The sequence below is a fragment of the Arsenophonus endosymbiont of Bemisia tabaci Q2 genome (assembly GCF_902713415.1).
Classification (GTDB): Bacteria; Pseudomonadota; Gammaproteobacteria; order Enterobacterales; family Enterobacteriaceae; genus Arsenophonus.
Genome location: NZ_CACTIE010000087.1, coordinates 1 through 24,130, shown reverse-complemented (window position 1 = coordinate 24,130; position 24,130 = coordinate 1). Strand labels below are relative to the sequence as shown.

Genomic DNA, 24,130 nt, shown 5'->3' with positions numbered 1-24,130 from the left:
ATACTCGGCGGACTCACGGCTATTCCCCGAAAGGTCAACTATGTGTTAGTCTCAAGAACTGGTGAGCTAAAGGAAGAACAAATGTTATCGGCGCTTTATTGGGCACAACGCTGTTTGCTATCGGATTATTTGATATCAATATTAACGGCGATGTTTTCTATGCATGGGTCACCCAAGTCCTTATCCCAGTACTTCCTAAAAACAGTGTAATCATGATGGATAATGCAACTTTTCACAAGAAACAGAGTATTCAACAAGTTATCATCGATGCGGGGCATATGGTGGAATATTTACCTACCTATTCGCCAGATCTTAATCCAATTGAACATAAATGGACACAAGCTAAATGCAAAAAAGAGCGCTCGGATGCGACACAGATATTTTGTTCGCACTCAATATGGTGTAATCAAAATTAAGTTGCTTAGCTATAATGTAATGTTTATTAGACCAAAAGATAATTGATAATTTTTTTCTGACTGGCAAGCTAAATACATAAAAATCCAACTACTGTTGCCACGGCTTCAATATAAGATAAATTATAACCATTGCTGCCAAGAGCAATATGTACCATAGTATTACTAGTATTGAAAAACTCCATTCCTGTTACCCTATTAATAGTTATAGTTCAGCTACTTAATGTTAGCAGCAAATAACAACATCCGCTCCAAAAGGCTTCAATGTTCTCTCTCTTAATTTATCATTAATCGATATTTCATGTAATTCACCCTCTTTTTTTAGTCCTTGTTTTATAGTTTTTAAGCTATTCCTTGCCATCCAAGGACCAATGTGCACAAGTCCGGCAGGACGCACACCTTCACCTGCCGTTGGTGCAATATAAAATGATTTCTCTGGACATGCTTGCTGCATTTTATAAAAAATACTTTTATCCGTTTCCACAATTATTTGGTGATTAGGCAAGTTTTGTGCAGCCTGAATCAATTGATCGATTGAGCCAACTGCATCCGCTAAATCAACAACCGCTGTAGAGGATTCTGGATGTGCTAATATTGCCGCATTAGGATACAACATTTTCATTTTCTGCAAGGCTTGAATTTTGAATTCATCATTTACAATACAAGCAGCTTGCTAGCAAAGCATATCTGCACCCGTTTTTCTTTGTACATAATTACCTAAATGACGATCCGGCGCCCAGATAATTTTTTGCCCTTGACTATCTAAATAGTCAATTAATTGAACTGCAATACTGGAAGTTACAACCTAGTCAGCTATAGCCTTAACCGCCGCAGAAGTATTGGCATAAACAACCACCGTTCGGTCTGCGTGTTGATCACAAAATTCAGCAAACGGCTTTGCCGGACAACTTAAGTCTAATGAGCACTCTGCTTTCAATGTAGGCATTAATATTGTCTTTTCAGGATTTAGGATCTTAGCCGTTTCACCCATAAATCTAACGCCAGCGACAATTAAAGTCGATGCAGAATGCCGTGAGCCAAAACGTGCCATTTCCAGTGAATCTGCTACACACCCACCAGTTTCTTCGGCTAGAGCTTGAACATCAGGATCGGTATAATAATGCGCGACTATAACCGCATTTCTTTTTTCCAACAATAGCTTAATAGACCGTTTACAATGTTTTTTTCATTATCCGTCAAAGGCGCTGATTTAACAGGAAATGGGTAGCTAGCTAAATTGAAATCGATAAAATTAGGCATTTTACACTCTTATGTTTAGTATTTAATGTTTTAAATGATATTTTTTAGCCAAAAAACTGTTTATTTGCTAATTTTTTTTGCATACTAAACAAGATAATCAATATTTAAAATTTTGTCGCTTAATTTTTAATATCAAATTGTTCTCAATAACTTATTTTTCTATTTGGTTGTAATAAAGAAGAATACTATTTTTCATCTATATTCTGTATGTACAGTAAAATAAGACAGATAACATGAAATTAGCTTTTGATAGAAATAGTCCGAATATCTTTCGATGGTGGGTCGTACAGGATAACTCGGCCTTACGCCCTCGCCCTTCGGGTCGTTGTGCGAAGCACAACGCTGTCTCGCTTCGCTCGGCTCGAACCTACACAGCTTCTCATCCTGTACTTCACATGCTATATGTTATTTCTGTTCCTTTGGAAAGTAACAAGATATTGTTAGATGGTGGGTCGTACAGGATTTGAACCTGTGACCAATTGATTAAAAGTCAACTGCTCTACCGACTGAGCTAACGACCCATCTGAAGTTACCTGAGGTGATGGCGGAATATATTACTTATTTTTGCTAAGGGTGCAATGTTTTTTTACCGAAAGCATTTAAATGTTTATTAATCATACAATTATCCCCGAAATAGATAGCAATAAATACTTCGGGGTTATTAATTAGAGTGACGCTAATTTCTTTTCTGCCAATTTCGCGCTAGGGCTACTAGGATATGCTTTAATCACCTGTTGATAAAAAACAGGTGCTTTATCATTTTGCCCTTTTTCTTGCATCAGTAACTCTACTTTATAAAGGGATTCTGCCCCTTTGGCTGAATTAGGGTAATTTTTAACAACAGTAGCAAAATAAAAAGCCGCATCATCTTTGTTTCCCTGATTATAATTTAATTGTCCAAGCCAATAATTCGCATTAGGCTGATAATTAGATTTAAGGTAAGTTTTAATAAAATGCTGAAAAGAACTAATTGCCTGAGCAATCTCCTGTTTAGATTTGCTCTTTATTGCAAGTGCAACGGCTCCATCATACTCAGCTTTTTCATTTTCTGGTTTAGCCGTGACAACAGCATTATTACTATTACTATTACTATTGTCGGTACTTCCCTTGACTTTATTTGCACCAGTTGTCAATGAATCCAACTGCGTATAGAGATCTTTTTGCCGCTCAATAACTTGACTTAATTGATATTGGTTTTCCTGAATTTGACCACGCAATGTATCAATGTCCCGCTGAGCATCGGATAACTGCTGCTGAATTTGATATAATAACTGCTCTTTAGAATTGACCGCTGTCTCAATTTGCATTAGACGATCACTTGTAGAGCCTGAGCCGACATTAATGATTGGCGCTTGGGCGGTAGCGACTACTGGAGCCGCTACGCCAACTAATAACGACAGACTCAAATAAAGATGTCTGAAGTTACTATTCATATAATACTCTTAATACACAAGTATCGCACGACGATTTTTGGCATATGCCGATTCGTCATTACCTTCTATAGCCGGTTTTTCCTTACCATAAGATACGATAGCAATTTGCTCACCGTTTACGCCTTTACTCTGCAAATATATTTTCACAGCATTAGAACGGCGCTCACCAAGTGCAATATTATACTCTGGTGTACCCTTTTCATCAGTATGCCCTTCCACAGTAATCTTAACTGAAGGGTTAACGCGTAGGAAAGTTGCATGTTGATCTAACAGCTGTGCATATTCTGGGGTAACATCATACTTATTAAAACCAAAGTAAACAATGTTATTACTTTGCAATTCTTGCATTTGCTGACTAGCAAGTTGCTCAGCTGTCAACTTAGGATTGCTATCTGCTACATTGTTTTCAGCATCCCTTTTGTCATTGCCTTTTTTTGAGCTACATGCTGCAACGGCTATCATAGGTAACGCTAACATTAGCCCTTTAAGCACTTTATTCAATTGCATCTTGTTCGATCCTTTAATTATTATTGCCATACTTATTATTTATTATGCATCACAAATACGGCGACCAGGCAGGAAATTTAACCTTTCCATCAGTCGCCGGCAGACGCGCTTTGAAACGCCCATCCATTGACACCAGGTCTAATACAGTACCTAACCCTTGTGAGGTACTATAAATTACCATAGTACCATTAGGTGCGATACTCGGCGTTTCATCCAGAAACGTATCCGTCAAATATTCAACGTTAGCCGTTGCCAGATCCTGTTTAGCAATGTGCTGTTTACCATTACTCGAGTTGACCATTACCATAAATTTACCATCAGGGCTGACGCTTGGATCCTGGTTTTGGTTGCCTTCCCAAGTAATACGTTCTGGCACACCACCATTAATATTTAGTTTGTATATTTGTGGACGCCCTGTTTGATCAGAAGTATAAATCAGCGTTTGGCTGTCTGGCATCCAACTAGGTTCAGTATTGTTACTACGACCATCTGTTATTTGACGAGTTTGACCACTGGCCAATTCCATTACATAAAGATTTAAACTTCCGCTCTTTGACAGGGAAAAAGCAAGCTTACTTCCATCTGGGGAGAAGGTAGGAGCACCATTATGACCCGGGAAAGCAGCAATCTGGCGGACTTCGCCTGTCGCTAACGTTTGCATAACTAATGCTGAACTACCACTTTCAAAGGTTACATAAGCTAATTTTTCACCATCAGCCGACCAAGCTGGCGACATCAGCGGTTCAGGCGAGCGGTGGACAGTAAATTGATTATAACCATCATAATCTGAGACCCTTAATTCATAAGGAAACTTTCCACCATTAGTTTTAACCACGTAAGCGATACGTGTACGAAATGCACCTCGAATACCGGTTAATTTCGCAAAGACTTCATCGCTAATAGTATGTGCCGCGTAGCGTAGCCATTTGGCTGCCACTTTTAATTGGTTTTGCGTCAATACTGCGCCAGGAGAATTCACCATATCAACCAGTTGATAACTAATAATATACTGACCATCAGCAGCCGGTTGTACCTGACCAACAACAACTGCATTAATACTTAATGCCGTCCAAACATTGGGTGTGACTTCCGATGCAGTAGTTGGTTGTTGAGGCATATGACTGGGATCGATAGGATTAAATTTAGCGCTATTGCGTAAATCTGCACGAACAATTTTTCCTACATCATCGGGTAAAGTACCAGTTCCAGTCCATTGAAAAGGCACAATAGCAATAGGCTGTGCAGTATTGATACCTTGGGTAATTTCAATCCGAATTTCTGCCTGAGCACATGCGGCCCATAATATTAGAAAACCTAATAATAATTTAAATGCTTGCTTCATTTTTTCTCCCTTATCACGTATCCACGTCCGTAATAATTAATTTGAATATTAACAAAGGTGAATGCACAAAACTAGATAACTGAAAAACTTTTGTTAATTTTCGTAGCCTTATGCTATTCATAACATTCATTAACTAAGGCTTGAATACTAAAGTACTTCCCTGTTCATTAAATGCATCATAAATACTACGACTAGGCGGTTTAGACATTGTCGCTGTTTTGGCTGCACGTATCGCGGCGTCACAAAGTGGTTGATCATTTGCTGTATTACTTTTACCTGCAATACTAATTAACATGGCGTCAGGAGCGAGTTTTATGCTTAATTTGCATGTTTTATTTGCATGTTTTACCACGATAAATATCAGCATCATAAAATTTTCTCTCAATTGCGGCTTTGATCTTACCTGCATAATTAGCCAAATCCGAACTGGATGCCCCGCTTTTTCTATTTCCTCCTTGACCCGCTGCTGCTGCTGCACTTTTCGTTTGCTGAGTTGGTGTTTGGGCAGTTAATCCACCAAGCAGAGAGTCAACTGTAGCAGCCTGTTTAGCCGCATTTGCTTTTTTCTTAGCTGACAGCGCCTTAGCGGCTTTTTCGCTTTTTTATTTTGCCTCTGCTTGTGCTTTAGCCTTAGCTATTTCAGCTTCTTTTTTAGCTTGAGCTTCAGCTTTCGCTTTTGCCTCTGCCTGCTCTTTTATTAGCCGTTCTTGTTCTGCTTTAGCTTTAGCCGCCGCTTCTTCAGCAATTTTCTGTTGCTCCCTGGCTTTCTGCGCCGCTTCTTCTGCTTGCTTGCTTGCTTGCTTGCTTGCTTGCTTGCGTTTCTGCTCGGCTTCTCTTGCTATTTTTATACGCTCCTCTTCAACCATTTTTAAGCGTTTTTGTTCTTCTTCCTGCTGTTTTCGGAGTTCTTCTTCTTGCTGTTGAAGACGTTTTTTTCGCTTAGTATCGGCTTGTTTGGCACTATTTTGCTGCCGTTGTAGCTGGTTATACTGTTCTATTACTAAGCCGGGATCAACCATGATCGCATCAACCACTTCAGCGCCTTGACCACCGCGACCAAGCTTAATAATTTCATCCAATGAACCCAAAATAATAAAACCACATAACAAAACGTGGAATATAATAGAGAGTACCACAGAGCGACTCAATTTATTTTTTTGCTCTTTTGTCTTTCTCACAACAGATTTCCAAACAAGTAATTATGCAATTACATCAAATAGGCTGAGTCATAAAACCAACCGATTTGATGCCAGCTTGATGAAGTATATTCAGGGCTTTAATAACTTCTTCGTATGGTACATCTTTAGCGCCACCAATTAAAAAAATGGCCCGCGGATTTTTTGCCAATGCGGCTTTTGTTATTGCTGCAATCTGTTCTAGCGGTAAAAGCTCTTCTCGATGGCCATCAACAATGACACTGTATTGCCCTACTCCAGAGACTTCAAGAATAATCGGTGGATTATCACTACCTGACACAATTTTTGATTGAGTCGCATCGGGTAATTCCACTTTCACACTTTGCGAGATAATCGGCGCCGTTGCCATAAAAATCAATAACAATACTAACAGTACATCCAATAAAGGAACGATGTTAATTTCAGATTTCAGTTCACGCCTATGTCGAGTCCGTGCCATCTTTCTGTTCTCCGCATTTATTGCTTTTCAGAAGCAAAAGCTTGACGATGCAGGATGGCTAAAAATTCTTCCATAAAATTGTCATAACTTTGATCCAATTTATTGACCCGCTGGTTTAGTCGGTTATATGCCATCACAGCTGGAATGGCCGCAAACAAGCCGATTGCCGTTGCAATTAACGCTTCAGAAATACCCGGGGCGACCATTTGTAATGTTGCCTGTTTAACCGAGCCTAATGCAATGAAAGCATGCATAATTTCCAAAACGGTACCAAATAATCCAATATAGGGGCTTATTGATCCTACAGTACCTAAAAAGGGAATATGCGTCTCTAATGATTCTAATTCACGATTCATCAATATTCGCATAGCTCTAGAAGCACGATTCATTACCGCTTCTGGTGTATGAAGATTGGCTTGACGTAAACGAGCAAACTCTTTAAATCCACAATAGAAAATCTGTTCTGCTCCCGTTAATGCATCACGCCGATCCTGACATTCTTTATAGAGACGCGATAGCTCAATAGAGACGCAATAGCTCAATACCAGACCAAAAACGATCCTCAAAAGCTTCCGTTTCTCGGGTTGCGGAATTTAAAATTTTGCTTCGTTGAATAATAATTGCCCAAGAAGCAATAGAGAATCCTATTAAAATCAACATGATAAGTTGAACCAAAAAACTCGCTTTTAAGAATAAATCTAAGATATTCATGTCAGTCACTGCTTAAACTCCGCAACAATAGACTCAGGAAGTCTAGTTGGCTTCATTTTAAATGTATCAATTGAAACAATAACTATTTCTGCTGTGCAAATTTCTTTCCCTTACTGATTAATTAACCATTGAAAAAAAGCCAATAATGTAAGTTGAACATAGCTAATTGTGCTTTCAACGGTCAATAAATCATCCAATTTAGCGGGGTGTAAATAGTCAATTGTCATTTTAGGTACGAAAAAAGCTAAATTTTTTTTCGTAATTTCTGCTGTTCAAATCCTTTTTCTCGCAACATTTCCGTTCTCGCACGTGCAAAAAAATTTGCATAACGAGCATGATAAACTACACCTCCCGCATCAGTATCCTCATAATAAATACGGATAGGTCAGCAAAACAGCATATTTTTACTCCCCTTGTTATCAATAAATTATCCGTCACTATATACTTAAGTGAATCATCTATTGGAATGATTTATAAATAAAGTTACAAAAAAATAGTGAAATATAAACTTATCTTATGAAATGAAACTAATACGAAAGAAATAAAATAGTCCACAAGCTAGGATCAAAACAGCAGGTAAAGAATGAAAAAGATAACGCCAAAACGCATTTTTAGGTAAAAACCCAATACCAAAAATTATCCCATTACATGTTGCCAAAATGAGCAATAACCCCTGCCATATAGCAAGAGAACTGGTATTTGATGCAAATAAAGTCGGATCCCAGATCAGACAAAAAGTCATGGCAAATGCCATAAAGAGAATAAGGATCCGAAACGGACCCTTATGCATTGATGAGTAGATTTTATCTACCATTATCATTCACCAGTATGTTTAGCTTTGTTAGCAGCATTAGCCTCAACCTGTTCGATAGCCAGAACTGCAATGACAGCGAAACTATAGCTAAGCGTCTTAATTTTGATTACAAAAATATATGTTTTTCTCCAATATAAATTTACTGATATAGAGTAATTACTTGTAATCATTTTAAAGTCGCTTAGCTATACAGGCAAGAAGCGTTCCTAAAATCCAAGCAAAATACCACATGCCATTCGCTCCTTAATATAATGAATGTTTGTTATTTTCAATATGTGCTTTGTCAATTCGACCAAACATTTTGTAATAACACCAGGTAGTATACGCCAATATAATTGGCACAAAAATGATGGCAACAACTGTCATCACTTGCAATGTAAATAAGCTCGACGTGGCATCCCAAATCGTCAAACTGGCATTAGGCTGTATATTTGAAGGCATAATGAATGGGAACATACTAATACCGAAAGTTAAAATAATACAAGCAATTGTCAGTGTTGAAAATAAAAATGCCCATCCTGCTTTATCAAGTTTGGTAAATAAGATAGTGAGTATTGGAAAAATAAGCCAAGTGCCGGTAATGTCCATATTCCTGGATTATTATTAAAATTAACCAACCATGCCCCTGCTTATTTTGCTACTTCTTTATGTAACGGATTAGAAACAGCGTAGGTATCGATTGTACTTTTAATCGCATAACCATTAAAATTAAGTCGCTTAGCTATAAATCTTTTAAACCCAAAACCGGGGTATCAATAGAATGGGTAGTGATAATTCCCATTAACCATGGAATTTCTACTGCGAATTCATTTTTCATTTTTTCGCTATTTGGCACAGCAATCAGATTAAATGAAGCCGGCGGCGGTTGGGTTTCCCATTCAGCTTTAATGGCGGCTAACTTGGTCTTCTTAAGATTACCCATTTCATAGCCAGATTCATCACCCAAAATAATAACAGATAGTACCGAAGCAATACCAAAGCTTGCCGCTATTGTGAAAGAGTGTTTAGCAAAAGGTCGATCACGGCCTCTAAGTAAGTAATAAGCACTGATCCCTAAAACCAACATGGCACCTGTACAATAGCCAGCGGCAACGGTATGAACAAATTTAACTTTTGCCACGCGATTTAAAACTAATTCTGAAAAACTGAGCATTTCCATCCGCATGCTTTCAAAGTTAAAATCAGACGCAATCGGGTTTTGCATCCAACCATTAGCAACTAAGATCCACAGCGCAGAGAAATTAGAACCTAACGCAACCATCCATGTGCTAGCTAAATGTTAGGTTTTACTTAAACGATCCCAGCCAAAAAGAAATAAACCAACAAATGTTGACTCCAGGAAGAACGCCATCAATCCTTCAATTGCCAATGGCGCACCAAAAATATCACCAACATAATGTGAATAATATGACCAGTTAGTCCCGAATTGGAATTCCATGGTCAAACCTGTTGCAACACTTAAGGCAAAGTTAATAGCAAATAACTTATATCCCAGAATTTTGTCATATCTTTTATCCCAGAATTTTGTCATATCTTTTTATATATCTGTTTACCTCAAATGACATACACCGTTTCCATTATCGCTAGTAAAAACGACATACCAAGTGTTAATCGTACAAACAGGAAATGATACATTGCAGTTAAGGCAAACTGTAACCAAGACAGTTCGACAATATCAAACATCTTGACTCCTTGCTCCTAGCAGGAAGACACCGACTTGCGGTGACCTAACTTTCATAATGCAAAAGATGAAAGCCTCATAACTACCAGCTTTATACATCTTAAAATAACGATAAAAAATTTATCAAAATACAACAAACATCTTAATATAGCTAAGCGACTTAATTTTGATGACATTATTTATATGAGCTATTGAATTGATTTTAGACGTAAAGTGATATTTACGATGGAAGAAGAAGGGTTGAGTATCCGAGAAACAGCGAAGCAATTTCGGATTGGCTCTGCATCTGTATCGCGTTGGATTAATCAAATAGAGCCAAAAGCATCGACTACGCGTCAGCGAAAAATCGATAAATCCGAGTTGATAAAAGATGTTGAACAATATCCAGATGCTTACCAAAAAGAGCGTGCAGAGCGTTTTGGCGTTTGTCAGAAGGCCATTTGGCAAGCTCTTAAAAAATGGGATTGACCTATAAAAAACTCTACGTCATCCGAAAGCCGACGAAAACACTCGACAAACGTTTCAACAAAAAACAACAGTATGAAAAAGAAGGCAAGCATATTGTTTTTATTGATGAAAGTGGTTTTTCACACGATACCCCGCGGACTCACGGCTATTCCCCGAAAGGTCAACGGTGTGTTGGTCTCAAGAACTGGGGAGCTAAAGGAAGAAAAAATGTTATCGGCGCTTTATTGGGCACAACGCTGTTTGCTATCGGATTATTTGATATCAATATTAACAGCGATGTTTTCTATGCATGGGTCACCCAAGTCCTTATCCCAGTACTTCCTAAAAACAGTGTAATCATGATGGATAATGCAACTTTTCAAAAGAAACAGAGTATTCAACAAGTCATCATCGATGCGGGGCATATGGTGGAATATTTGCCTACCTATTCGCCAGATCTTAATCCAATTGAACATAAATGGGCACAAGCTAAATGTAAAAAAAGAACGCTCTGATGCGACACAGATATTTTGTTCGCACTGAATATGGTGTAATCAAAATTAAGTCGCTTAGCTATAATAGTATGCTTATATACACTTATAATAAATAGATTTAATAAGATTAAGATTGTGAAATTTTGCGATTAAATCAACATACCGCTACATTTAAATACTGACTAAATTTGATCGATGATCAATTTCATCGAAAAAATAAATAAAACCTATTTTATTGTTTGATTTTAATCAATTTTTATTAAAGTCATCAATATATTAAATAGCTGTTTATTGTTTTGTTCATGGCAAGAAAATAGGCAATATAGCTGGGTGACTTTAAAATGATTACAAGTAATTACTCTATATCATTAAATTTATATTGGAGAAAAACATATATTTTGTAATCAAAATTAAGACGCTTAGCTATAATTCATTTTAACCATGTACTTGTTGTTGACTTGGGAAAAGTCGCCAAAACTTTATTAAAAAAACCATCAATAGGATATTTTAACCCACATAATGCCACTTTTAATATCGAAAAAATCAAGTTTACCCGCATTACCCACGGCCTAAACATAAAAAACCATTATCTATGAGTGGCTTTTACTAATCATAGTCGAAATCAGGTTATTTACTAGTCACTAATTCCTTAACAGCTTCACCAATCTCAGCTAAGCTAGGGACAGTTTTTACACCTGCTGCTTCTAATGCAGCAAACTTTTCATCCGCAGTACCTTTTCCACCAGCAATGATGGCGCCAGCATGCCCCATACGCTTACCTTTTGGTGCTGTTACGCCCGCAATATAAGCAACGACCGGTTTTGTTATATGTTGTTTAATATAAGTGGCCGCTTCTTCCTCCGCTGTACCACCAATTTCACCAATCATAACGATAGCTTCAGTTTGGGGATCTGCCTGAAATACTTTCAATATATCAATAAAATTTGAACCAGGAATAGGATCACCACCAATACCAACACAAGTAGATTGCCCTAATCGTGCATCAGTTGTCTGCTTAACGGCTTCATAAGTTAATGTACCAGAGCGCGATACAATACCTACTTTACCCGGTTTATGAATATGTCCAGGTTGGATACCAATCTTACATTCACCAGGGGTAATAATACCTGGACAGTTCGGTCCTATCATTTTTACCCCAGTTTGATCTAGCTTTGCTTTCACCGTTAGCATATCTAACGTGGGGATCCCTTCGGTAATGGTAATAATCAGTTTGATACCACTATTGATAGCTTCAAGAATCGAATCTTTACAAAATGGAGCAGGAACATAAATAACCGATGCGGTTGCACCTGTTGCTTGTACAGCTTCACGGACTGTATTGAAAACAGGTAATTCTAAATGTGTTGTTCCACCTTTACCTGGCGTTACACCACCGACCATTTTTGTCCCATAAGCAATTGCCTGCTCTGAATGAAAAGTTCCTTGGCTACCTGTAAATCCTTGGCAGATAACTTTAGTATTTTTATCAATTAAAATTGACATTACTTATTTCGCCTCCGCTGCTGCTACTGCTTTTTCTGCCGCATCGGTCAAGCTGGTTGCAGCAGTAATTTTTAGACCACTATCCGCTAATTTTCGCGCACCAAGCTCAGCATTATTGCCTTCAAGACGAACAATGACCGGGACTGTTATCCCAATTTCTTTAACTGCTCCAATAATACCATCAGCAATCAAATCGCAGCGAACAATACCACCAAAAATATTGACCAAAACAGTTTTAACATTTTCATCAGATAAGATAATTTTAAATGCTTCTGCTACACGTTCTTTAGTTGCCCTACCACCCACATCAAGAAAATTAGCTGGGGCACCGCCATGTAACTTCACAATGTCCATGGTTCCCATAGCTAAACCGGCACCATTAACCATACAACCAATATTGCCATCTAAAGCAATATAGTTTAATTCCCACTCCGACGCATGGGCTTCACGGGGATCTTCCTGAGAAATATCACGCATCTCCTTTAATTCTACTTGGCGATATAGTGCATTGCTATCTACACTAAGCTTGCCATCCAGACAGATTAAATCCCCTTGCTTAGTTATCACGAGAGGATTAATTTCGATTAAAGCTAGATCACGCTCAAGGAAAATTGTCGCTAATCCGATAAATATTTTGGTAAACTGCTGGACTTGCTTGCCGCTCAAACCTACCTTAAAAGCAAGCTCGCGTCCTTGATAAGGGATAGGGCCGGTTAATGGATCAATAATAGCCTTATGAATAAGTTCTGGTGTCTCTGCTGCAACTTTTTCAATTTCAACCCCACCTTTAGTCGATGCCATAAAGACAATTTGACGATAGGCGCGATCTATCACCGCACCTAAATAAAGTTCTTTATCAATATCTATTGCTTCTTCTACCAAAATTTGATTAACGGACTGTCCATGGGAATTGGTTTGGTAAGTCACTAAGCGTTTTCCTAACCACTTTTCAGCAAATAACCGGATTTCGTCGCGATTATTAACAACTTTTACGCCACCCGCTTTACCTCGACCACCAGAATGTACCTGACACTTTACAACCCAAGGACTATTACTCAATTTTGTTGTTGCTTCTTCTGCCTCTTTTGCTGTTTTACAAGCATAACCTGTCGGTATTGGTAAACCATAATGCGCAAGCAGTTGTTTTGCCTGATATTCGTGTAAGTTCATGATGCACTATTCATAATTTAGCCTGACAGAGAGTTAACAATTCTCTATATATTTTTATTTAAACATTGGTCAATAAAAAATTAACCAAGCTTTGCTCCAGACTGAGTAAATAACTTCATTCTAAATTGGTTATCTAGACGTCTAACAATAAACGAGCCGGATCTTCCAACATGTCCTTTATTGTCACCAAGAAGCTAACAGACTCACGTCCATCAATTAAACGGTGATCATAAGAAAGTACTAAATACATCATTGGTAAGATTTCGATTTTACCATCAACTACCATCGGCCGATCTTTGATTGCGTGCATACCTAAAATTGCACTTTGCGGCGGATTAATGATCGGAGTTGACATTAAAGAGCCAAAAACACCACCGTTAGTAATAGTGAAGTTTCCACCGGTCAATTCTTCAACCGTTAATTTGCCATCACGCCCCTTAACTGCCAACCCTTTAATACGCTTTTCAATTTCTGCCATGCTAAGCGCATCTGCATCACGTAATACTGGTGTAATTAAACCTCTAGGTGTAGAAACAGCAATACTAATGTCAAAATAACTATGATAAAGCACATCTGAACCATCAATCGATGCGTTCATTTCAGGATAACGCTTTAAGGCTTCAAGAACTGCTTTCACATAGAAAGACATAAAACCCAAACGCACATCATGCCGCTTTTCAAAGCTTTCACCATAATGTTTACGCAAATCAAAAACAGGCTTCATGTTAACTTCATTAAAGGTAGTCAACATGGCAGTATTATTTTTTGCCTCCAGTAAACGCTCTGCTATACGCTTACGCAAACGCGTCATTGGTACCCGTTTTTCACTTCGATGAGAAGAAGTTGATGATGGCGCTCTAGATACGTCATTCTGTTGCTTAATTGGTCTATTTTCGCTTGCTGTTGATTGGTTTTTTATATATTTTTCAACATCATCACGCGTTATACGCCCACCTACGCCGCTACCTTTGATATTGCTCGGGTTTAAATCATATTCTGCAATTAAACGACGGACAGCCGGTGTTAGTGCACTATGACTCTGTTGCTCAAGGCTAGCAGTCTGGCGTTTCGCTGGCGCTGACTCAGTAGTCTCTTTTACTTCAGCCGGAATCCCGGTATTATCACTAAGATGTATGCGACCCAATGGCTGTTTTGATAAAACAGTAGCTCCCTCTTCTTCTAAAATTGATTCCAGAATACCTGAATCTTCTGCTGGTACTTCAAGTACAACTTTATCCGTTTCAATTTCCAATAACACTTCATCACGCTCTACCCGATCACCTGGTTTCTTGTGCCAAGTTGCAACTGTAGCATCTGAAACAGATTCAGGAAGATCAGGAACAAGAATTTCTATGTTACTCATTTTCTATCCTTTAATTTATTTATTTTTAGTGCATCATCAACCAATGCTTTTTGCTGTTCTTGATGAACAGACGCGTAGCCTACGGCTGCTGAAGCAGATGCGGGGCGTCCCGCATAACTTAATAATAAACCTTTTGGAATTGCTTCCCGAATATTATGCTGACTACAGTACCATGCCCCCTGATTGAGAGGTTCCTCTTGACACCAGACAAAATCGCGAACATGCGCATAAGGCTTGAGCGTAGTTTCTAAATCTTTATGGGGAAATGGATATAATTGTTCAATACGAACGATAGCGATATTTTTTTGTTTTTTTTCACGACGTTGTTGAAGTAGATCATAATAAACTTTACCTGAACATAAAACGACACGTTTGACCTTTTTCGCATCTATGGGATCAATTTCATTAATTATCGGCTGGAATTCACCATTTGCTAACTCTCCCAAACTAGAAACCGCAAGAGGATGACGCAGTAATGATTTGGGTGACATAACAATCAATGGACGTCGCATATTACGAAGTATCTGACGACGGACCATATGATAGACCTGAGCTGGAGTAGACGGAGCACAGACTTGCATATTTTGTTCCGCGCATAATTGTAAATAACGCTCTAAACGAGCTGAGGAGTGCTCCGGACCTTGTCCTTCATAACCATGGGGTAATAGCATCACCAATCCACACAATCGCCCCCATTTCTGTTCACCAGAACTAATAAACTGATCGATAACTACTTGCGCCACATTAGCAAAATCACCAAACTGAGCTTCCCAAATAGTCAAAACCCGTGGCTCGGCTGATGCATAACCATATTCAAAAGCAAGTACCGCTTCTTCAGACAAAACGGAATCCCAGACGTCAAATATTCCTTGATTTTCACGTATATTAGCCAGAGGGACATAAACTGAACCATTAGTTTGATTATGAATAACGGCATGACGATGAAAAAAAGTACCTCGGCCAGCATCTTCACCTGATAAACGAACTTGTATCCCTTCATCAACTAATGTTGCATAAGCCAAAGTTTCTGCTGCTCCCCAATCGAGCAATTTTTTACCGTTCGCCATTGCCAGGCGATCACTGTAAATTTTTTTAACCTGAGGCTGCATGACAATCTCTGCCGGAATAGTACTTAAACGTATAGCTAAGTCTTGTAGTCGTTTCTTCTTAACTTTAGCAGGGTAAGCATCATTCCATTCATGATTTAAATAGGGTTTCCAGACAGAATAGTCAGTTCCCATTGGACGCCATTCATCAACGACACAATCACCGTGATCTAACTTATCACGGTAAAGATTAACCATTTCTGTTACTTCTTCGCTAGTAACTGTCTTTTCCGCTATCAATTTATCCGCATAAATTTTACGCGGTGTCGCATGTTTTTTAATTTTTTGATACATAATTGGTTGAGTAGCACTCGGCTCATCCGCCTCATTATGACCATGGCGACGATAGCAAACTAAATCAATGACCACATCGCGTTTGAATTTATTGCGAAAATCTAGTGCCAATCGAGTAACAAAAGCAACCGCTTCTGGATCATCGGCATTAACATGAAAAATAGGTGCTTGCACCATTTTCATGATATCAGTGCAATATTGTGTTGAACGTGCATCTTTAGGATTGGAGGTGGTAAAACCTATCTGATTATTAACCACGATCCGCACTGTACCGCCAACCTCATAACCACGAGCCTGAGACATGTTCAGCATTTCCTGAACAACTCCCTGGCCTGTTACCGCTGCATCACCATGGATAGTAATGGGCAGTACCATATTACTACGACCTTCATCTAAACGATCACGACGAGCACGGGCAGAACCGATAACTACTGGACTAACTATTTCTAAATGTGATGGATTAAAAGCCAAGGCTAAATGAAGCAAAGCACCTTCTGTTTTAAAATCAGAAGAAAAGCCCTGATGATATTTAACATCACCAGTACCTAAATGATCTTTATGCTTACCTGCAAACTCATCAAACAGCTCTTTTGGTTGCTTACCTAAAATGTTAACTAAAACATTTAATCGCCCACGGTGCGTCATTCCCAATAGGACTTCACGCGTATCCTGATGACCTGCATAACGGATCAAATCTTTTAACATGGGAATGAGCGAATCACCCCCTTCAAGGGAAAAACGTTTTGTGCCAGGAAATTTTGCCCCAAGATAGCGCTCTAATCCTTCAGCTGAAGTTAATTCTGATAAGAAGCGGATTTTTTCTTGTTTGCTAAATTGTTGACTAACCGGCGTTTCCAGTTCTAGGCGCTGTTGGATCCAACGGTTTTCTTCAGTATTATTAATATGCATGTATTCGGCACCAATTGAAGCGCAATAAATACGCTTCAGTGCAGTATACAGTTCACTTAATTTCATTGTTCCCTGGCCAATAGCAAAAGAACCAAGCTTGAACGTTTTTTCAAAATCAGCATTGGTTAAATCATGAAATGCAGGATCTAAATCAGGTACAGTTTCTTGTTTCCAAAGCTCTAATGGATCAAGATTTGCATTTTGATGTCCTCTAAAACGAAAGGCGTTTATTAATTGGAGGACTTTAACTTGATTCGCATCTAAAGACGGATCACTAACCGAAGTTTGATAACGTGTAGAATCTTTCGCCAATGAACGAAAATATTCACGTATTTGAGAATGGGAGTATTCACCGTTGGAGCTTGCATCTGGTAGTTTATTAAAAAAGTCTCGCCAGTCTGCATTAACGGAATTAGGGTCAATTAAGTAGTCTTCATAAAGCTGTTCGATATAAGACTGATTTGCACCAGCTAGAAAACTTGAATCTAGCCAGTCCTTCATTACGCGGTTGTGCATTGTGATCCCTTAAGCTTATAGGCTTTAGTTTTCGTCGTAGTTAACGGTACCGCTTTTTATATAGACGGTTTCAATAAAGATTCTTTGAACGTGTTTTATGCACGATTATTAATAAAGGAGCGCTTAATTAAATTCCTCTTATTTATAAGAACCTTTAAAAACCGCAACCGGTTTTTAAAGGTTCCTTTTGTAATTTACCACATAAAATAAATATCAATTTTAAATAATAGTTTTCCATTTTTTATTTCCCGTAACATTTCGATTACGGGAATTTTTGCCAAAACTATGCACTACGCTTTAATAACATCGATTTAATGTGCCCAATAGCTTTAGTTGGATTTAAACCTTTTGGACAAACACTGACACAATTCATAATCCTATGACAGCGAAATACACTAAAAGCGTCATTTAAATTATCTAATCTGTTATCGGTTTCGGTATCCCGACTATCGATTAAAAAACGATAAGCCGCTAATAAAGCGGCAGGACCAATAAATTTATCCGGATTCCACCAAAATGATGGACATGAGGTTGAACAGCAAGCACAAAGAATACACTCATATAAGCCATCCAATTTTTCTCGTTGTGCAGGAGTCTGTAAATACTCACGAGCTGGTGAATTCTTGCCATCATTGATAAGATAAGGCTGAATTTTTTCATATTGAGTATAAAATTGAGCCATATCAATAATTAAATCTCGAACAACCGGTAAGCCTGGCAATGGGCGCACAACAACCTTTTTTTTATCACGACACAAAGCTGACAGTGGAGTAATACAGGCCAAGCCATTTTTACCATTCATATTTAATCCATCAGAACCACAAACGCCTTCACGACAGGAACGACGAAATGCTAAAGTAGGATCTTTTTCTTTTAGTTGGATTAAAGCATCCAGCAACATCATGTCACGCCCTTTAGCGATCTCCAAACTGTACTCTTGCATACGTGGCATATTATCGATGTCTGGATTGTAACGATAAATGGAAAATTCAATTTTCATAATCTACTTTCTCCGCAACACTATTAACGCCACGCATTAATAAGTACGTATTTTAGGTGGGAAGGGATCACGTAACTCAGGTTGCATATTGACTGCTCGGCGAGTCATAGTTCCAGACTGTGGTAAATATAGCGTATGACATAACCAATTTGTATCATCACGATCAGGGTGGTCAAAACGACTATGTGCTCCCCGACTTTCAGTACGAAAATTTGCCGCTTCTGCCGTTGCAAACGCTGTTTCTACCACATTATCCAGCTCTAAACATTCAATGCGTTGCGTATTAAATTCGCGTGAAGTATCATCCAAACGGGCATTTTTCAAACGTTCACGAATTACCTTTAATTCTTCTAAGCCCTTAGCCATCGCATCGCCTTCACGAAAAACGGAAAAATTATGTTGCATACAGGCTTGTAATACTTTGCGAATTTCTACCGGATCTTCACCGCTTTGTGTATTATCCCAGCGATTTAAACGCATTAAGGCTGCATCAATATCAGATTCACTGGCATCATGCATTGAGCCTTGTTCCAGTAAAGATTCTTTCAGATGTAAACCGGCAGAACGCCCGAATACCACTAAATCAAGCAATGAATTTCCGCCCAAACGGTTTGCTCCATGAACGGAAAGACAAGCTATTTCACCAACAGCAAATAATCCCGGGATCACAACATCTTCACCTTTTTCATTAATCATCAATGCCTGTCCGGTTACTTTAGTTGGGATCCCACCCATCATATAATGACAAGTAGGGATAACAGGAATCGGTTCTTTAACCGGATCAACATGAGCAAAAGTCCTGGATAATTCGAGAATACCGGGTAATCGTGATTCCAACACATTTTTACCTAAATGATCCAGTTTTAATTTAACATGTGGTCCCCAGGGGCCATCACATCCCCTTCCTTCACGGATCTCTATCATAATTGAGCGAGCAACAACATCGCGGCCAGCTAAATCTTTTGCATTAGGCGCATAACGTTCCATAAAGCGCTCGCCATCCTTATTAAGTAAATAGCCGCCCTCTCCCCGACATCCCTCTGTCACTAATACACCCGCACCAGCAATTCCAGTTGGATGAAATTGCCACATTTCCATATCCTGCAATGGGACACCTGCCCTGACGGCCATGCCAACACCGTCACCGGTATTAATATGGGCATTAGTTGTTGATTGATAAATTCTTCCCGCTCCACCTGTCGCAAGAATAGTAGCTTTAGCTTTAAAGTAAAGGACCTCACCGGATTCCATACATAATGCGGTACAACCGGCTATGTCACCATTCTGATTTTTAACTAAGTCAAGTGAATACCATTCGGAGAAAATCTTGGTATGCTTTTTTAAATTCTGTTGATAAAGAGTATGCAAAAGGGCATGGCCAGTTCTATCTGCCGCCGCCGTGGTGCGAGCGGCTTGCTCACCACCAAAATTTTTTGATTGGCCACCAAATGGACGTTGATAAATACGACCGTCGTCTAAACGTGAAAATGGTAACCCCATATGCTCAAGTTCTAGTATGGCTTCAGGTCCGGTTTTGCACATGTATTCGATTGCATTTTGATCACCTATATAATCAGAGCCCTTGACAGTATCATACATATGCCATTGCCAATCATCTTCATGCATATTACCTAACGCAACAGTGATCCCGCCCTGAGCAGATACGGTGTGTGAACGTGTCGGGAAAACTTTAGAAATTAATGCACATGACAAACCTAACTGAGAAACTTGCAACGCAGCTCGCATCCCAGCGCCACCAGCACCAATAACAACGGCATCAAACTCTCTTACTGGTAATTTCATTTACGCTCCCCACACTACTATTGTTCCATAAATTAAATAAGTCATTAATATAAGAATAAAAAATAGTTGTAATGATAATCGCAAGGCGATTGACTTAACATAATCGGTTAATACTTGCCATAAACCTATCCAGGCATGCACTAATATCGAAATGAGCGTTAAAATAGTAAAAATTTTTGTTATTCGAAAAGCAAAAAAAGTCCGCCAAACAGTATAATTTAAATCAGTTGTGACTATAAAACTAACAATATAAAACGTATAAAGGGCAATAATAATGGCTGACGCACGAAGTAGTAGCCAATCTTGTGTGCCAGTGCGGCCTAATGTTGATGCATTAGTTACCATACAAAAACCCCCGCTAAGATCGACAAAATAACGGTGATAATAAACGTAACTATCGCGGAAATACCTCCCACAGACAAACTCTCATCGATAAAACTAAAATCCATTAGCATATGGCGAATGCCGCCGCAAATATGATATATTAGTGCAGTTAAGAAACCCCAAATAATGAATTTTATAAAAAAGCTACCCATAATTTCAATAGCATATTGAAAACCTTCCAGTGAAGAAAGCGATAATGCCAGCAGCCATAACAAAATACCGACTGCAATAAAGGTAATAACGCCAGAGACACGATGTAAAATCGAAGATATTGCAGTAATCGGAAAATGAATTGTCTGCAATTGAAGATTGATAGGTCTTTGTTTTTTCAAAATTTATACCCACACAGCTTTTTATTGTTTTCCTACCTCCGGACCTGGAGCAAAAATCAAACAGCGATCGTGATAACAAAGCACAACTAAGCTTATAAATTAATCCCTAACATATTGGCAAAAGTTGTTACTCATTAACGCTGGGTACTCTCTTACCACAAGGTAATCCGGAGACCTCATTTGCAGTATATGACCTTCACATGCCCATTACAATTACAACACATTATGTTTGGAGAGATTTAGCTTGAACAGTGAGTGTGATCACGATTTAAACATCGGTCATTAAATTGATAATCTAATTTGACAAGAAACAAACATTTATCTTACATATGATTAAGTTGAATTAATTAGTGATTATCGTCAGAAAAAAAGAAGAAATTATGTATAGCTAAGCGACTTAATTTTGATTACACCATATTGAGTGCGAAAAAAATATCTGTGTCGCATCCGACCGCTCTTTTTTTGCATTTAGCTTGTGCCCATTTATGTTCAATTGGATTAAGATCTGGCGAATAGGTAGGCAAATATTCCACCATATGCCCCGCATCGATGATGACTTGTTGAATACTCTGTTTCTTGTGAAAAGTTGCATTATCCATCATCATTACACTGTTTTTAGGAAGTACTTGGGATAAGGACTTGGGGTGACCCATGCATAGAAAACATCGCTGTTAATATTGATATCAAATAATCCGATAGCAAACAGCGTTGTGCCCAATAAAGCGCCGATAACATTTGTTCTTCCTTTAGCTCCCCAGTTCTTGAGACCAACACACCGTTGACCTTTCGGGGAATAGCCGTGAGTCCGCGGGGTATCGTGTGAAAAACCACTTTCATCAATAAAAACAATATGCTTTCCTTCTTTTTCATACTGTTTTTTGTTAAAACGTTTGTCGAGTGTTTTCGTCGGCTTTCGGATGACGTAGAGTTTTTTTATAGATCAATCCCATTTTTTTAAGAGCTTGCCAAATGGCCTTCTGACAAACGCCAAAACGCTCTGCACGCTCTTTTTGGATCGATTTTTCGCTGACGCGTACTCGATGCTTTTGGCTCTATTTGATTAATCCAACGCGATACAGATCCAGAGCCAATCCCAAATTGCTTCACTGTTTCTAGGATATTCAACCCTTCTTATTCCATCGTAAATATCACTTTACGTCTAAAATCAATTGAATAGCTCATATAAATAATGTCATCAAAATTAAGTCGCTTAGCTATATAATACCGATTCAGGCATATCTAAAGGTATAACACCGGTCGCCGCAGAAAAAGCAACTAATCCGGAACCAGCAGGAAATGAAATACCGATAGGAAAACGCGTGTGTGAATTACTACCCGTTGCCACTGTATCCGGCAACAGCATCCTGTTTAACCAAGAATGAATAATAGCATCACCGGGACGCAAAGAAACATCTCCACGATCCATAACAAAATCAGGTAAAGTATCATGGGTGGTTACATCGATAGGCTTTGGATAAGCGGCAGTATGACAAAATGACTGCATAACCAAATCGGCTGAAAAACCTAAACAAGCTAAATCCTTCAGCTCATCTCGGGTCATTGGTCCTCTAGTGTCCTGCGAAGTAACCGACGTCATCTTCGGTTCACAATATTCACCAAGACGAATTCCAAGCTTATTACAAGCACGACCAACCATTTTTTGTGTCAGGGTAAAACCTCAGTCACTTTGTATAACTGATTTTACCTGGCGAAATACTTCAATCGCAGGCAAGCCAAAAGACTCCCGCGCTCGTGCTGTCAGTCCACGGCCTATAATCAGCGCAATCCGCCCGCCGGCTCGAACTTCATCAAGTAAAACGTCGGTTTTTAATGCAAAAGTTTGTTAATAAGGCATTAGTGGCATGACAGCGAATTTCTCCTTTATAGGGATAAATATCAATCATATCTCCCATATTCAGTGAAGTCACATCAACTTCAATCGGCAGGGCGCCCGCATCTTGCATCGTATTAAAAAATATTGGTGCAATTTTTCCACCCAAAACAACGCCGCCATTACGTTTATTTGGTACAAAAGGAATATCTTTTCCCATAAACCATATTACTGAGTTGGTTGCTGATTTTCGCGAAGAACCTGTACTGACAACATCACCAACATAAGCTAATGGAAAACCTTTTTCACACAATGTTTCAATCTGTTTGATAGGCCTAATGACACCAAGCTCATCGGGTATAATTCCATCACGGGTATTTTTAAGCATTGCCTCTGCATGTAACGGAATATCTGGTCGTGACCAGGCATCAGGTGCTGGTGATAAATCATCAGTATTGGTTTCCCCCGTTACCTTAAAGACAGTTACAGTCAGTTTCTCTGCTAATTCGGGTTTATCAAGGAACCATTCGGGATTTGCCCATGAATCTATAACTTGGCGCGCATATTGGTTTCCCATATTTGCTTTTTCTTCTACGTCATAGAAGTTATAAAACATTAACAAAGTATGGGACAATGCTTTGGCTGCTATTGGTGCCAACTGTTCATCATCCAGCGCATCAATTAATGGAGAGATATTATAGCCACCCTGGATAGTGCCTAATAACTCTGTCGCTTTTGCTCGTGTAAGTAAGGGGGAATATGTTTTGCCTTTAGTAATAGCAGCTAAGAAGTCAGCTTTCACGTAAGCAGCTTCATCAACACCAGGAGGAATACGATTACTTAACAGATCTAATAGGAAAATTTTTCAGTTTCAGGTGGGATTTTTATTAGTTCAACTAATTTAGCAACTTGGGTAGCATTTAGTGGCTTGGGTATTATTCTTTGTGCTGCACGTTCAGCTACATGCTCACGGTACTCTTTTAGCACGACGTTCTCCTCAATTGATTTTAATTTATATACCTAGCTCTCTATATCTCAAATAGAAAATGAAGTTCCTGGTCAGAGGAATTGGCTTAACATAATTTTACTTCTATCAATTATGCCCAGTATGGAACATCCAGAATAACAGAATTTAATTATATAGCTAAGCGACTTAATTTTGATGACATTATTTATATGAGC

22 protein-coding genes, 1 tRNA gene, 1 other RNA gene and 7 pseudogenes are annotated in these 24,130 nt (G+C 38.8%); 4 read left to right on the top strand and 27 right to left on the bottom strand.

Annotated elements, in window-relative coordinates; genetic code table 11:
- Positions 1-210, top strand: a 210-nt coding sequence (locus ARSQ2_RS12575) for a hypothetical protein (RefSeq protein ID WP_238334315.1), incomplete at its 5' end; no start/stop codon positions are given.
- Positions 111-416 carry a transposase gene (locus ARSQ2_RS12570; protein ID WP_238334316.1) on the top strand — a complete coding sequence of 102 codons (306 nt, stop codon included), beginning with the start codon at positions 111-113 and terminating at the stop codon, positions 414-416. The genes ARSQ2_RS12575 and ARSQ2_RS12570, both read left to right, overlap by 100 nt.
- A 223-nt stretch (positions 417-639) precedes the next feature.
- On the opposite strand, the pseudogene nadA reads toward ARSQ2_RS12570, so the two are convergent.
- The 15 genes and pseudogenes from nadA to ARSQ2_RS04785 all read right to left on the bottom strand — a co-directional run.
- Positions 640-1,566 (bottom strand): annotated as a pseudogene (nadA, locus tag ARSQ2_RS04855) (quinolinate synthase NadA).
- 382 nt (positions 1,567-1,948) lie between these two features.
- Positions 1,949-2,077: non-coding RNA, RtT sRNA (locus tag ARSQ2_RS04850), on the bottom strand.
- Between the two features lie 41 nt (positions 2,078-2,118).
- Positions 2,119-2,194: transfer RNA gene (locus ARSQ2_RS04845), tRNA-Lys, on the bottom strand.
- A gap of 144 nt (positions 2,195-2,338) precedes the next feature.
- Complete coding sequence (gene ybgF, locus ARSQ2_RS04840; RefSeq protein ID WP_181994549.1) at positions 2,339-3,106, bottom strand: tol-pal system protein YbgF; 768 nt, start codon at positions 3,104-3,106, stop codon at positions 2,339-2,341.
- Positions 3,107-3,115: 9 nt separating this feature from the next.
- A complete protein-coding gene (gene pal, locus ARSQ2_RS04835; RefSeq protein WP_181994548.1) occupies positions 3,116-3,613 on the bottom strand; it encodes a peptidoglycan-associated lipoprotein Pal in 498 nt (165 codons plus the stop codon).
- A gap of 49 nt (positions 3,614-3,662) precedes the next feature.
- The gene (gene tolB, locus ARSQ2_RS04830) at positions 3,663-4,955 is read right to left on the bottom strand and encodes a Tol-Pal system beta propeller repeat protein TolB (protein ID WP_181994547.1); all 1,293 of its coding nucleotides are present in this window, start codon (positions 4,953-4,955) and stop codon (positions 3,663-3,665) included.
- Between the two features lie 133 nt (positions 4,956-5,088).
- Positions 5,089-6,133, bottom strand: a pseudogene (gene tolA, locus ARSQ2_RS04825) (cell envelope integrity protein TolA).
- A 34-nt stretch (positions 6,134-6,167) separates the two neighbouring features.
- On the bottom strand, positions 6,168-6,590 hold the full coding sequence (tolR, locus tag ARSQ2_RS04820) for a colicin uptake protein TolR (RefSeq protein WP_181994546.1): 423 nt from the start codon (positions 6,588-6,590) through the stop codon (positions 6,168-6,170).
- Positions 6,591-6,607: 17 nt separating this feature from the next.
- Positions 6,608-7,310 (bottom strand): annotated as a pseudogene (gene tolQ, locus ARSQ2_RS04815) (Tol-Pal system protein TolQ).
- Positions 7,307-7,683, bottom strand: a pseudogene (locus ARSQ2_RS04810) (YbgC/FadM family acyl-CoA thioesterase). The pseudogenes tolQ and ARSQ2_RS04810 overlap by 4 nt, the downstream one beginning before the upstream one ends.
- Positions 7,684-7,815: 132 nt before the next feature.
- A complete protein-coding gene (gene ybgE / locus ARSQ2_RS04805; protein WP_181994545.1) occupies positions 7,816-8,115 on the bottom strand; it encodes a cyd operon protein YbgE in 300 nt (99 codons plus the stop codon).
- A gap of 2 nt (positions 8,116-8,117) precedes the next feature.
- On the bottom strand, positions 8,118-8,285 hold the full coding sequence (locus ARSQ2_RS04800; RefSeq protein WP_181994544.1) for a hypothetical protein: 168 nt from the start codon (positions 8,283-8,285) through the stop codon (positions 8,118-8,120).
- Position 8,286: 1 nt separating this feature from the next.
- Positions 8,287-8,346, bottom strand: a complete 60-nt coding sequence (cydX, locus tag ARSQ2_RS14725) for a cytochrome bd-I oxidase subunit CydX (protein WP_181994552.1) — start codon at positions 8,344-8,346, stop codon at positions 8,287-8,289.
- A 12-nt stretch (positions 8,347-8,358) separates the two neighbouring features.
- Positions 8,359-8,819, bottom strand: a pseudogene (gene cydB / locus ARSQ2_RS04790) (cytochrome d ubiquinol oxidase subunit II); the annotation flags it as partial.
- A 20-nt stretch (positions 8,820-8,839) separates the two neighbouring features.
- A pseudogene (locus tag ARSQ2_RS04785) lies at positions 8,840-9,798 on the bottom strand (cytochrome ubiquinol oxidase subunit I); the annotation flags it as partial.
- A gap of 193 nt (positions 9,799-9,991) precedes the next feature.
- Between ARSQ2_RS04785 and ARSQ2_RS04780 the strand changes: the two are divergent.
- Entirely contained in the window at positions 9,992-10,264 is a 273-nt protein-coding gene (locus ARSQ2_RS04780; protein WP_255487464.1) for a transposase, read from the top strand.
- Positions 10,255-10,758, top strand: coding sequence for an IS630 family transposase (locus ARSQ2_RS04775; RefSeq protein ID WP_202880380.1), 504 nt, complete (start codon positions 10,255-10,257; stop codon positions 10,756-10,758). Before ARSQ2_RS04780 ends, ARSQ2_RS04775 begins: the two co-directional genes overlap by 10 nt.
- A 606-nt stretch (positions 10,759-11,364) precedes the next feature.
- Here ARSQ2_RS04775 and sucD read toward each other — a convergent pair.
- From sucD to ARSQ2_RS04720, 12 genes and pseudogenes are all read right to left on the bottom strand, one after another.
- Positions 11,365-12,240, bottom strand: coding sequence for a succinate--CoA ligase subunit alpha (gene sucD / locus ARSQ2_RS04770; protein ID WP_181994542.1), 876 nt, complete (start codon positions 12,238-12,240; stop codon positions 11,365-11,367).
- A gap of 3 nt (positions 12,241-12,243) precedes the next feature.
- Positions 12,244-13,410: an ADP-forming succinate--CoA ligase subunit beta gene (gene sucC / locus ARSQ2_RS04765; RefSeq protein ID WP_181994541.1), complete on the bottom strand. Its 1,167-nt coding sequence runs from the start codon at positions 13,408-13,410 to the stop codon at positions 12,244-12,246.
- 133 nt (positions 13,411-13,543) lie between these two features.
- Positions 13,544-14,773 (bottom strand): 2-oxoglutarate dehydrogenase complex dihydrolipoyllysine-residue succinyltransferase, encoded by a 1,230-nt coding sequence (odhB, locus tag ARSQ2_RS04760; protein WP_181994540.1) that lies wholly within the window; start codon positions 14,771-14,773, stop codon positions 13,544-13,546.
- Positions 14,770-17,598 carry a 2-oxoglutarate dehydrogenase E1 component gene (sucA, locus tag ARSQ2_RS04755; protein WP_181994539.1) on the bottom strand — a complete coding sequence of 943 codons (2,829 nt, stop codon included), beginning with the start codon at positions 17,596-17,598 and terminating at the stop codon, positions 14,770-14,772. The genes odhB and sucA overlap by 4 nt, the downstream gene beginning before the upstream one ends.
- Before the next feature lie 283 nt (positions 17,599-17,881).
- Complete coding sequence (locus tag ARSQ2_RS04750; RefSeq protein ID WP_181994538.1) at positions 17,882-18,598, bottom strand: succinate dehydrogenase iron-sulfur subunit; 717 nt, start codon at positions 18,596-18,598, stop codon at positions 17,882-17,884.
- Positions 18,599-18,634: 36 nt separating this feature from the next.
- Positions 18,635-20,401, bottom strand: coding sequence for a succinate dehydrogenase flavoprotein subunit (sdhA, locus tag ARSQ2_RS04745; RefSeq protein ID WP_181994537.1), 1,767 nt, complete (start codon positions 20,399-20,401; stop codon positions 18,635-18,637).
- Entirely contained in the window at positions 20,402-20,746 is a 345-nt protein-coding gene (gene sdhD / locus ARSQ2_RS04740; protein WP_181994536.1) for a succinate dehydrogenase, hydrophobic membrane anchor protein, read from the bottom strand.
- A complete protein-coding gene (gene sdhC, locus ARSQ2_RS04735) occupies positions 20,740-21,120 on the bottom strand; it encodes a succinate dehydrogenase cytochrome b556 subunit (protein ID WP_181994550.1) in 381 nt (126 codons plus the stop codon). Before sdhC ends, sdhD begins: the two co-directional genes overlap by 7 nt.
- A 404-nt stretch (positions 21,121-21,524) precedes the next feature.
- Positions 21,525-21,770, bottom strand: a complete 246-nt coding sequence (locus tag ARSQ2_RS13640) for a transposase (RefSeq protein ID WP_255487455.1) — start codon at positions 21,768-21,770, stop codon at positions 21,525-21,527.
- The gene (locus ARSQ2_RS04730) at positions 21,722-21,958 is read right to left on the bottom strand and encodes a transposase (RefSeq protein WP_255487463.1); all 237 of its coding nucleotides are present in this window, start codon (positions 21,956-21,958) and stop codon (positions 21,722-21,724) included. The genes ARSQ2_RS13640 and ARSQ2_RS04730 overlap by 49 nt, the downstream gene beginning before the upstream one ends.
- A 113-nt stretch (positions 21,959-22,071) precedes the next feature.
- Positions 22,072-22,242, bottom strand: a complete 171-nt coding sequence (locus tag ARSQ2_RS04725; RefSeq protein ID WP_181994535.1) for a hypothetical protein — start codon at positions 22,240-22,242, stop codon at positions 22,072-22,074.
- A 94-nt stretch (positions 22,243-22,336) separates the two neighbouring features.
- Positions 22,337-23,935: pseudogene (locus tag ARSQ2_RS04720) on the bottom strand (bifunctional aconitate hydratase 2/2-methylisocitrate dehydratase); the annotation flags it as partial.
- Positions 23,936-24,130 lie beyond the last annotated feature (195 nt).